The following is a 12,060-nucleotide window of genomic DNA, read 5'->3' as shown; positions in this document are numbered from 1 at the left end:
TAAGGTGGGAATAAATAGTGGCAGAATACACTCCAATGATGCAGGAGTATCTTAAGACTAAAGCAGAATATGAAGATTGTATCTTATTTTACCGATTAGGTGATTTTTATGAGATGTTTTTTGAGGATGCTAAAACAGCCTCAAGAGAATTAGAGTTAACACTTACAGGTAAATCATGCGGTATGGAAGAGCGTGCACCTATGTGTGGTGTTCCATTTCACGCTGCAGATTCATATATAAACAGACTTGTTAGCCGTGGTTATAAGGTAGCCATTTGTGAGCAGGTCGAAGATCCAAAGGAAGCAAAAGGTCTTGTAAAAAGAGAAGTAATCCGAGTTGTTACACCTGGAACAAACATTGACCAAATGGCTCTTGATGAGGGCAGTAATAATTATATTATGTCCATCTTCTATAACAGAGGTATTTTTGGTGTTAGTTCCTGCGATATTTCAACAGCTGATTTTTACCTTACAGAAGTAGACAGCATACGAAAACTGATAGACGAGCTTTATAAATTCAATCCTGCTGAGATTATTTATTCAAAATCCATTTTTGAATCAGGGATTGATATTACTGAAGTTTCACAAAAAATCGAAAGTGCTTTATCCCAGTTGGATGAATCATTCTATGACGATACACTTTCCACAAGAGAATTATTAAATCATTTCCATGCCCATTCCTTAGAGGGACTGGGATTAATGGATTTTCAGTATGGTCGAATAGCCGCAGGCGCACTGCTCAGTTATCTAAAAGAAACACAAAAGTCAGAGCTTGCTCACCTTACACATATCACTCCATACACAGATGGAAAATACATGCTTCTTGATAATTCAACAAGAAGGAACTTAGAGCTTACAGAAACCATGCGCGACAAGCAAAAGCGCGGCTCACTTCTTTGGGTTTTAGACAAGACAAAGACAGCTATGGGTGCAAGACAGCTTAAAAGCTTTATCGAGCAGCCTCTGGTATCAGTTGATGAAATTATAAAGCGTCAGGACGCTATTTCAGAGATCAATGAATCTCTTATCGATAGAGAAGAGCTGAGAGAATATCTTTCTTCAGTTTATGATTTAGAACGTCTTATCACAAAGATAACTTATCAGTCAGCTAATCCACGTGATTTGATAGCTTTCAAGCAGTCTATTGGAATGCTTACACCAATAAAGACTTTACTTTCTGGCTTCCATTGTCATCTTTTGGATGATACCAATTCAAACATTGATGACATGAAAGATTTATTCGAGCTTATTGATTCAGCGATTGATGATGAGCCACCTATTTCATCTAGAGACGGTGACATCATCAAAGCCGGTTTTAATGAAGAAGTAGACAGACTTCGTGCTGCAAAGGTAGATGGAAAGCAGTGGCTTGCTGATTTAGAGGCGAAGGAAAGAGATAAAACTGGTATCAAAAATCTCAAGATAAAGTTTAACAAGGTATTCGGATTCTATCTTGAGGTTACCAATTCATATAAGGATTTAGTTCCTGATTACTACATAAGAAAGCAGACCCTTGCAAATGCAGAAAGATACTACACTCCAGAATTAAAGGAGCTTGAAGACAGTATTTTAGGTGCAGAAGACCGTCTCAACACAATCGAGTACGAGTTCTTCAAAACAGTCAGAGATACCATCGCTTCAAACGTGGACAGAATTCAGATTACTGCAAAGGCTATCGCTCTTTTAGATGCCATTATTTCTATGGCAGTAGTTGCAGAGAAGAATCATTACGTTCGACCAGTGATTGATAATCGTGGCATCATTGATATCAAAGATGGACGTCATCCTGTTGTTGAGCAGATGATTAATGCAGATCAATTCATTTCAAATGATTGTGAACTTGATTTGGATTCCAGAACAATTGCAATTATTACCGGTCCAAACATGGCTGGTAAATCTACCTACATGCGTCAGGTGGCTCTTATTGTTCTTATGGCTCAGATAGGAAGTTTTGTTCCCGCATCTGAGGCCAGAATCGGTGTTGTTGATCGTATCTTTACCCGTGTAGGTGCCAGCGATGATTTATCTACTGGCCAGTCTACATTCATGGTAGAGATGAATGAAGTAGCAAATATTCTTCATAATGCCACTAATAAATCTCTTTTGATTTTAGATGAGATTGGACGAGGCACATCTACATACGATGGTCTTTCAATTGCATGGGCAGTTGTAGAACATATCGCATATACGATTGGCGCCAAGACACTTTTTGCTACTCATTACCATGAGCTTACTGAGCTTGAGGGTCAGATAAAAGGTGTGCACAATTACTGTATTGCCGTGCAGGAACTTGGTGAGGATATTATTTTCCTTAGAAAGATTATTCCTGGCGGTGCAGACCAGAGCTACGGTATTCAGGTAGCTAGACTTGCCGGCCTTCCAGAGGAAGTACTTAGCCGAGCAAGAACAATAGTTAATTCTTTAAATGAGAATGATATAGCGGCTGTTGCCGATAGAATTTCCATCAGGGAGCAGGTAGAAGAGAAGTTAAAATCTCTTGAAGGGGTAACCATTTCAGAAAACGAAGCTGAAATAATCGCAGGTTTAAGAGAGCTTGATGTTACAAAAATCACTCCACTTGAAGCCATGAACATATTATTTGAGTTTCACAATAAGGTTAATGAATAATGGGAAAAATTAATTTACTTAGTCAGGAAACAATTGATAAGATTGCTGCCGGTGAGGTGGTGGAGCGTCCTGCTTCTGTTGCAAAAGAGCTTATTGAAAACAGTATCGATGCAGGTGCCACTGCCATTTCTGTAGAAATCAAGGGCGGTGGAATAGAGTATCTTCGTATAACCGATAACGGATCTGGAATCGATAAGGACCAGATACAAATTGCATTCCTTCGCCATTCCACATCAAAGATTTCATCTGCAGTAGATTTGGATAATGTGCGTTCCCTTGGTTTTAGAGGTGAAGCACTTTCCAGTATCTCAGCTGTTTCAAAGGTGGAGCTTATTACAAAGACAAAGGATTCACTTCTTGGTGCCAGCTATATTATAGAGGGGGCAAAGGAGATTTCACTTACAGATATTGGCGCTCCTGATGGCACTACATTTATTGTAAGACAGCTGTTTTACAATACTCCTGCCAGAAAGAAGTTTTTGAAATCAGGGAGTACTGAAGGAAGCTATGTGTTTGACGTTGTTGAGCATCTTGCGCTTTCACATCCAGAGATTTCATTTAAGTTTCTTCTTAACGGAAAAGAAAAACTCATGACATCCGGCAACGGTTCATTATCTGATACCATCTATCAGATTTATGGTCGTCAGATAGCATCAAACGTTTTGGATATAGATTATAGTGACGATAAAGTCTCGATTAACGGCTTTATTGGCCAGTCCATTATTGCAAGAGGAAACAGAGCTTTCGAGCATTTCTTTGTAAATCAAAGATATATCAAAAGCAATAATTTATCACGTGCATGCGAAGAAGGTTACTACGGATTTTTAATGGGGCACCAGTATCCATTTTTCGTAATCAATATCGCATTTACGGATTCAGCTGTAGATGTAAATGTACATCCTACAAAGCAGGAAGTTCGTTTTGAAAATGAATCCCAGATTTGTGAGCTTCTTACAAAGATTGTTAATCAGCGTCTTCGTAAAAGAGAAGATGTTTTGGAGACACATATAGATGAGCCTGTAGTAAAGCCGCAGCCTATAATTCAGCAACCGGTATATAAAGCTCAGGTTGAACCATCACCTGAATACACTACGACATCTTCAATGACTTTATCGGAGCCAGAGATTATTCCACCGCCAAAACCTGTGAAGACTCCAGAGCCTTTTGAAAGAGATAGATTGGAAAAAATAAAGCAGTCTATTACAGCTCAGATTCACAGTGATACTCCTTATGAAAAGAAGTTTGCTGAGAAGAACAGAGGCGGAGAAAAATATGAGCAGATTAGTTTTCTAAACAAAGAAGCTGTTAAAGAACATAAGATTATTGGTCAGATATTCGATACCTATTGGATTGTAGAATACGACAAGAATATGTATATAATCGACCAGCATGCTGCTCATGAAAAGGTTCTCTTTGAGAAAACAATGGCTCGCCTGAAGAATAATGAGATGACTTCTCAGATGATAAGTCCACCTGTAATTGTTTCACTTTCACCACAGGATGTATTACTCTTTGAAAATTACAGAGAAGCATTTGAAAAACTGGGTTACAGAGTAGAATCCTTCGGTGGTAACGAGCTTGCTATTAATGCTATCCCAGGTAACCTTTTAAATCTTGATCCTAAGGCATTTTTTCTTGAGGTTTTAGCAGACTGCCAGTCATATAAAGCAAGCGATTCATTTGACATGATTATTGAAAAGGTCGCTTCTATGTCTTGTAAGGCTGCCGTCAAAGGCAACAACAGACTTTCTATTCCAGAAATCAAGACACTAATTAACGAATTATTAGATTTAGAGAATCCATATCATTGTCCTCACGGAAGACCGACCATGATTTCTTTCTCTGAATATGAGTTAAGTAAAAAGTTTAAAAGGATAATTTAATGAAAAATTTAGTAGTACTCACTGGTCCAACAGCAGTTGGTAAAACTTCACTTTCAATTAATCTCGCCAAGGCTATAAACGGCGAGATTATTTCTGCTGACTGCATGCAGGTATACAAAAGAATGGACATAGGTACTGCGAAAATTATGCCTGATGAAATGGATGGTGTTACCCATCATCTTATTGATGTTATCGAGCCACAGGAAGATTTTCATGTAGTTCGTTTTAAGGAAATGGTTCTTGAAGCAATGGATGAAATCTATGCAAAGGGAAAGATTCCAATTATCTGTGGTGGCACAGGCTTTTATATTCAGGCGATTTTATATGACATTCAGTTTACAGACCAGGAAATTGATCAGGAATACAGAGATTCTCTTGAAAAATACGCTGATGAGAATGGCAACGAAGCCCTTTTTGAAAAGCTTAGACAGGTGGATCCAGATTCAGCAGAATCAATTCCTGCCAACAACAGAAAACGCGTAATACGCGCTCTGGAATATTTTAAACAGACCGGAGAACAATTCTCAGTACATAACAAGCGTGAAAGAGACAGAATTAGCCCTTATAATTTCGCATATTTTGTATTAAATGATGATAGGGAATTGTTGTATAATCGCATAGATTTGAGAGTTGATAAGATGGCTGAAGCTGGTCTCATAGAAGAAGTTAAATCACTTCTTGAAGAGGGCTGCAAGCCGGGCATGACTTCCATGGATGGAATTGGCTATAAAGAAATTATTGCTAGCCTTAATGGAGAAATGCCTTTAAATGACGCTCTTGAATTAATAAAAAAGAACTCTAGAAACTATGCGAAACGACAGCTCACATGGTTTAGACGAGAAAAAGAAGTTGTCTGGCTGGATAAAACAGAACTAAAAACAGAACAACAGCTTTTAGATAAAATTTTACAAACCTTAAAAGAGAAAGGAATTATATAAGGTGTTAAATATTTATAAAGAATTTGGAATTTCAAATGAAGTTTACAATTACGGTGCTTCTGTAATTAAGGATTTGGAAGCCCGCTTCAACGAGATTGATGAAGTGGCAGAGTACAATCAGTTAAAGGTTATTAAGGCAATGCAGGAGCACAGAGTTGCTGCAGAGTGCTTTAACACATCTACAGGTTATGGCTACGATGATGTAGGAAGAGATACACTTGAAAAAGTATACGCTTCAGTTTTCAAGACAGAGGATGCTCTTGTTCGTCCACAGATTACATGTGGTACACACGCACTTGCACTTGCTCTCATGAGTAACTTACGTCCTGGTGATGAGCTTTTATCTCCAGTAGGTAAGCCATATGACACATTGGAAGAAGTTATCGGTATTCGTCCTTCAAATGGTTCTCTTGCTGAATATGGAATCACATACGCACAGGTTGATTTACTTGAGGATGGCGGATTCGATTTTGACGGTATTAAGGCAGCCATTAACGAACGCACAAAGCTTGTTACTATTCAGCGTTCAAAGGGATATGCAAATCGTCCTACACTTTCAGTAGAGGCAATTGGAGAGCTTATCTCATTTATCAAGGGAATTAAGCCAGACATCGTCTGCATGGTAGATAATTGCTATGGTGAGTTTGTTGAGAAGATTGAGCCTACAGAGGTAGGAGCTGATATGTGCGTTGGTTCTCTCATTAAGAATCCAGGTGGCGGTCTTGCTCCAATCGGCGGTTATATTGTTGGTACAAAGGCATGCGTAGAAAATGCTGCCCATAGACTTACAAGCCCAGGCCTTGGAAAGGAGGTTGGCGCTTCACTTGGAATCATGCAGTCTTTCTATCAGGGATTTTTCCTTGCTCCAACAGTGGTAGCAGGAGCATTAAAAGGCGCTATTTTTGCAGCAAATGTATACGAGAAGCTTGGATACCTTTGCATTCCAAATGCAACAGAGCCAAGATACGACATTATTCAGGCAGTTACATTTAACAAGCCAGAAGGTCTTATCGCTTTCTGCGAGGGAATTCAGGCGGCAGCACCTGTAGATTCATACGTTACTCCAGAGCCTTGGGATATGCCAGGATACGACAGCCAGGTTATTATGGCAGCAGGAGCATTCGTACAGGGTTCATCTATTGAACTTTCTGCAGATGGACCACTTAGAGCACCATATACAGCCTTTTTCCAGGGTGGTTTAACATGGAATCATGCCAAGCTCGGAATCCTTAAATCACTTCAAAAACTTGTAGATGGTAACCTTGTGAACCCTACTCAACTGTGCTAAAATTTTTAGTGATTATGGATTTTTACTAAAATATTTTTGGAGGAAAGTTATGCCAGGTTCATTCGGTATTGATATAGGAACACAGAATCTTAAGATTTTCAGTGGTTCTAACAGTCAAATTTTAAACATTAAAAATACTATTGCTATAGTTAACAAAAATCAGATGTATTCATACGGAGATAGTGCTTATTCTATGTATGAAAAGGCACCAGATATCATTGAGGTTTCATTCCCAATTGTTTCAGGTGTTATTGCTGATTTCGATAATATGCAGACAATGCTTTTCGAGGTTCTTGAAAAAGATCTTAAAGGTAAAATCAAGGGTTCTGATATTGTAGTAGCAGTTCCAACAGATATTACAGAGGTAGAAAAGAAGGCTTTTTCTGATTTATTTAGTAAGTCAAAGACAAAACCTCATTCAATTAAGGTTTGCGAGAAGCCAATTGCGTGCGCAATCGGTATGGGACTTGATGTTTCTGAGCCAACAGGTGTTATGGTTGTTGACTTAGGTGCTGATACAACAGAGATTTCTGTTATTTCTCTTGGAGGTTTGGTTTTATCTGAGCTTCTTCCATTTGGTGGAAATCAGATTGACGAATCAATCGTTACTCACCTTAAGAGAAACTACAATCTTGTTATTGGGCAGAAGACAGCAAAGCAGCTCAAGGAGGAAATAGGTTCTGCTCTTGGAGGAAGAGGAGAGAAGCTTACAGTAGTTGGTCGTGACGTTGTCAGCGGTCTTCCTATTGAAATGGAAATTGAGAGTGATGTTATTTACAACGCTATCAAGAATGATTTAGAGAGCTTCTGCACAAATGTTAAGCTTATTCTTGAGAAGGTTCCACCAGAGCTTGCAAAGGATATCGTTCATTCAGGTATCTATCTCACTGGCGGTACATCTCAGCTTCATCAGCTTACAGATTTATTTTCAGAGGTTACAAATATTAAGGTAAATGCTATTGAGGAGCCTCAGGAGTCATGTGTACGTGGTCTTGGTCAGGTTCTTACTGATTCAAAGTACAAGCAGTACGGATATAGCATGAAGACAAGAATTTTCAAATAATATAGAGGTACTATGAGACAAAGAAAAGCAAGTGGTGGTATTCCAAGTAAATATTTGCTTACAATATTATCTATTATTTGTGTAATGCTTTTATTCTTTAGCTATTCTACAGGTTTTACAGGTGGTCCACTTGAATCTATTGCTAACCATATTTTCATTCCTATGCAAAAGGGTATCGATTATATCGGTAGCACCATAGCTATTTCTTCTGCAGACACCAAAACAAGAAAAGAACTTGTAGCTGAAAATGAAGCTTTGCAGGCAGAAGTAGAAGAATTAAATGCCAGAATCAGCAACATGGAATTGAAGCTTGGTGAACTTGATGAGCTTCAAAAATTGTATGAGCTGGATCAAAGCTACTATGATTACGACACCACTGGTGCTCGTATCATTGGAAAAGGCACATCAAATTGGTTTAACACCTTCACAATAGACAAGGGTACAAATGACGGTATCAAAGTAAATATGAACGTTATAGCTGACGGAGGATTAGTAGGAATTGTTTCCTCTGTAGGCGATTCATATGCTGTTGTAAGAGCAATTATCGATGACACTGCAAATGTCAGTGCTACGATTTCTTCAACAGAGGACAATTGTATCGTTTCTGGTTCTCTTGAAAAAATGACATTAAACAACCTTATTACTTTTTCTAATTTAGATGATAGTGAAGATAAGGTTGCAATCGGTGATATTGTTGTCACCTCAAATATTTCTGATAAATATGTTCCAGGTCTTCTTATTGGATATGTTTCAGAGGTCAACAAGGACGAAAATGATCTTTCGAAATCTGGAACAATTACTCCGGTAGTTGATTTTAAACATTTATCAGAGGTATTAGTTATTAAGCAGCTAAAGGAGTCCTATAAGAGTGAGTAAATTCAAACAATATTTAAAGAAAATATTGGTTATAGCACTTATCATATATGTTTGTTTTTTACTTCAAACAAGTATTTTTTCTCGTTACAGACTTGCAGGAGTTACTCCTAATATATTGATTTGTGTTGTTGCTACCTATGGTTTTATGAAGGGTAGACGCCACGGTATTACAGTAGGTTTCTTTACAGGTCTACTGTTAGATATTTTTTCTGGTACTTTGTTTGGATTTTACGCTCTTGTTTATATGTATATTGGCCTTTTAAATGGTCTGTTCAAGAAGCAGTTTTTCGGAGACGACTTAAAGCTGCCATTAATTCTTATTGGCACCAGTGATTTTATTTACGGAGTTTTTTCTTATTTAGCACTATATGCTATCAAATCTCAGTATAATTTTTCTTTTTATTTAATGAATCTTATTTTACCTGAGGTTGTTTATACATTACTTGTGTCTATTTTTGTTTATTACATTATTTTATACATTAATAACTGGCTAGAAAAATTAGAAAAGAAAGGTTCTGATAGAATTGGAAATTATTAAGGACTTTTTTGTAAATGCATTTTCTTCACGTATTCGCGTGATTTCAGTAGTAATGGGTATCTTTGCTGCTGTCCTTATTTCACGTCTTTTTTATTTGCAGATTATCAATGGTAGCGAATATCAGGACAACTATAATTTGAAGCTTGAAAAAACCGAGACTATTCCAGCTACAAGAGGTAATATTTACGATCGTAACGGAAACCTTTTAGCATATAACGAACTTGTTTATGCTGTTACAATTCAGGATAACGGTTCTTATTCCAGCAAAAAGGAAAAAAGTCAGTCCCTAAATTCTGAAATTGCACAAATCATTACTAAACTGGAGTCTAATGGTGATGACATCGATAACAATTTCCCTATTTTTATAGATTCATCTGGTTCATTCCAATTCATGTATTCTGGAAGTGCACTTCAGCGATTCAGAGCTGATGTTTTCGGAAAAACAAGTGTAGATGATTTGGAATACAACGAGAAACTTGGTATTGATGAAGCTAACGCAACAGCAGATGAGATTATAAATTACCTTCAGGGCGAAAGAGTATACAATATTTCTGACGAATTCGATAAAAAGCTCAGATATGAAATAATGGTGGTTCGCTATAATATGGGCCAAAATTCATACCAGAAATATATTTCGACTGTTATCGCTTCTGATGTATCCGAAAACTCTGTTGCTTTTATCGAGGAAAATGTTAACGAGCTTACAGGTGTGGCTATTGAGCAAAAATCTCTCAGACGTTATGCAAACAGTGAGTATTTTGCCCATATTATCGGCTATACTGGACAGATTTCTACTGACGAATACAAAACCAGATCTGCTAAAGACGACTCAGTTGAAGCTACAGATATTGTAGGTAAGTCTGGTATTGAAAAATACATGGATGATTACCTTTCTGGAACGAAGGGTTCTGAAACTCTTTTTGTAGACAGCGTTGGTAACACAATTGCAGAAGGCGAATATAAGGCTGCCGTATCTGGAAATGATGTTTATCTTTCTATAGATATGGAGTTACAGAAGGCTACATACACCCTTTTGGAGCAGGAGATAGCCGGTATCTTGTATTCAAAGATTGCAAATATTAAGCAGTATCACGCATCTGAACACGCATCTTCTTCCGATGTAGTTGTTCCAATTTATGATGTATATAATTCATTGATTTCTAACGGAATAATTGATACTACAGCTTTCGAAGATGAAAATGCGTCAGATACAGAAAAAGCTGTTTTAGCAGCATATAAAGTAAAAGAAAAAGAAGTTATTGCCACTCTTAAGTCACAGCTAAACGTTAATAACGAGGTGGTTTACAATGAGTTACCTGACGAATATCAGGCATATTCAACATACATCGTTACAAAGCTTAAGAGCCTTGGAATCTTTGATTCTTCAGCTATTGATACCTCTTCAGAGGTTCAGGAAAACTGGACATCAGAGAGTATGGCAGTTAACAAATATCTGTTATATGCAATCGAACAAAACTGGATAGATATTACAAAATACGAAAGTGAAGCAAAATATGCCGATACAGAAGAGTTATACAATGACTTAATCGACTATACACTGGAGTTTCTTGCTAAAGATAAGTCATTCCAGAATCTAATTTATAAATATCTTTTATTAGATGACGGTATTTCTGGCACACAACTTTGTATTATTCTCTATGACCAGGGCATATTAAAAGAAGATGCAGAAACTTATGCAATGCTTACAAGTGGAAGAATATCTTCTTATGAATTTATGCTCTCAAAAATTAAAAATCTTGAGCTTACACCAGGTCAGTTAGCTTTGGATCCATGCTCAGGTTCTACAGTTATTTTGGATGCTAAAACAGGCGAAGTATTGGCTATGGTTACTTATCCTGGATATGATAACAACCGTCTTGCAAACTCTGTAGATTCTGATTACTACGCTTACCTTACTAACAGTGCTGCTAATCCGCTTTACAATTACGCCACACAGCAGAGAACAGCACCTGGTTCAACATTTAAGATTGTAAGCTCAACAGCTGGTTTGGCTGAGAATGTTATCACAACTTCTACAGAAATTGTGGATCTTGGTCAGTACACAAAGGTTTCTAATAAACCTAAATGTTGGATTTATCCAAGTAACCACGGCAGCATCAATGTATCTGAAGCCATTAGAGATTCTTGTAACTACTTCTTCTATGAGGTGGGTTGGAGATTATCAGGTGGCGACGGCGCTTATGATGATGTTACTGGTATTGAAAAGATTACAAAATATGCTTCTTTGTATGGTCTTGATGAGACCACAGGAGTTGAGATAGAGGAGAATTCCCCTCATATTGCAACAGAATATCCTGTCATGGCAGCCATTGGACAGTCAGATAATAACTTTACAACTGTTGGTTTAGCCAGATATGCTACTGCAATTGCCAGCAGAGGAAATGTATATAACCTTACTTTATTAGATAGTGTACGTGATTCAGAGGGTAATGTTGTAGAAAGCTACAGTCCTAGCTTAAGAAATCAGATTGATGTTCTAAATGCAGGACAGTGGGATGCAATCCATTATGGTATGAAAATGGTTACAGAATCCCTTTCATCATTTAACAATTTCTCTGTGCCAGTTGCAGGTAAAACTGGTACTGCACAGCAGGTTAAGAGCAGACCTAACCACGCTTTATTTATAGGCTTTGCTCCATATGACAATCCAGAAATAGCAATTGCAACACGTATTGCCTACGGTTATACATCACATAATGCAGCTGCTGTTTCTAAGGATATTATGTCTTATTATTTCGGTGTTTCTTCTACAGAAGATTTGCTTAATGGTGAGGCAAATGCAGTATCTAATTCAGGAAATGAATTTACTGATTAAATCATTGAATA

The 12,060-nt window shown here is 37.5% G+C and carries 8 protein-coding genes; all 8 read left to right on the top strand.

Annotation, left to right across the window (positions count from 1 at the left end; genetic code table 11):
• The first annotated feature begins 17 nt into the window (after positions 1–17).
• The 8 genes from mutS to BUA88_RS11115 are packed head-to-tail and all read left to right on the top strand — an operon-like array spanning position 18 to position 12,049.
• Entirely contained in the window at positions 18–2,627 is a 2,610-nt protein-coding gene (gene mutS / locus BUA88_RS11150) for a DNA mismatch repair protein MutS (RefSeq protein WP_330390285.1), read from the top strand.
• Positions 2,627–4,510, top strand: a complete 1,884-nt coding sequence (gene mutL / locus BUA88_RS11145; RefSeq protein WP_072917961.1) for a DNA mismatch repair endonuclease MutL — start codon at positions 2,627–2,629, stop codon at positions 4,508–4,510. The genes mutS and mutL overlap by 1 nt, the downstream gene beginning before the upstream one ends.
• Positions 4,510–5,448 (top strand): tRNA (adenosine(37)-N6)-dimethylallyltransferase MiaA, encoded by a 939-nt coding sequence (gene miaA / locus BUA88_RS11140; RefSeq protein ID WP_072917958.1) that lies wholly within the window; start codon positions 4,510–4,512, stop codon positions 5,446–5,448. The genes mutL and miaA overlap by 1 nt, the downstream gene beginning before the upstream one ends.
• A gap of 1 nt (position 5,449) precedes the next feature.
• Entirely contained in the window at positions 5,450–6,736 is a 1,287-nt protein-coding gene (locus tag BUA88_RS11135; protein ID WP_072917955.1) for a methionine gamma-lyase family protein, read from the top strand.
• Between the two features lie 49 nt (positions 6,737–6,785).
• Positions 6,786–7,799: a rod shape-determining protein gene (mreB, locus tag BUA88_RS11130; protein WP_072917952.1), complete on the top strand. Its 1,014-nt coding sequence runs from the start codon at positions 6,786–6,788 to the stop codon at positions 7,797–7,799.
• 12 nt (positions 7,800–7,811) lie between these two features.
• Positions 7,812–8,675 carry a rod shape-determining protein MreC gene (gene mreC / locus BUA88_RS11125; RefSeq protein ID WP_072917950.1) on the top strand — a complete coding sequence of 288 codons (864 nt, stop codon included), beginning with the start codon at positions 7,812–7,814 and terminating at the stop codon, positions 8,673–8,675.
• Complete coding sequence (mreD, locus tag BUA88_RS11120) at positions 8,668–9,213, top strand: rod shape-determining protein MreD (protein ID WP_072917947.1); 546 nt, start codon at positions 8,668–8,670, stop codon at positions 9,211–9,213. Before mreC ends, mreD begins: the two co-directional genes overlap by 8 nt.
• Positions 9,200–12,049: a penicillin-binding transpeptidase domain-containing protein gene (locus BUA88_RS11115; protein WP_242939612.1), complete on the top strand. Its 2,850-nt coding sequence runs from the start codon at positions 9,200–9,202 to the stop codon at positions 12,047–12,049. The genes mreD and BUA88_RS11115 overlap by 14 nt, the downstream gene beginning before the upstream one ends.
• Positions 12,050–12,060: the final 11 nt, after the last annotated feature.

The sequence above is a fragment of the Pseudobutyrivibrio xylanivorans DSM 14809 genome, from assembly GCF_900141825.1.
Lineage (GTDB): Bacteria > Bacillota > Clostridia > Lachnospirales > Lachnospiraceae > Pseudobutyrivibrio > Pseudobutyrivibrio xylanivorans.
The sequence above is the reverse complement of the archived record's forward strand: the minus strand, read 5'-3'. Positions and strand labels throughout refer to the sequence as shown.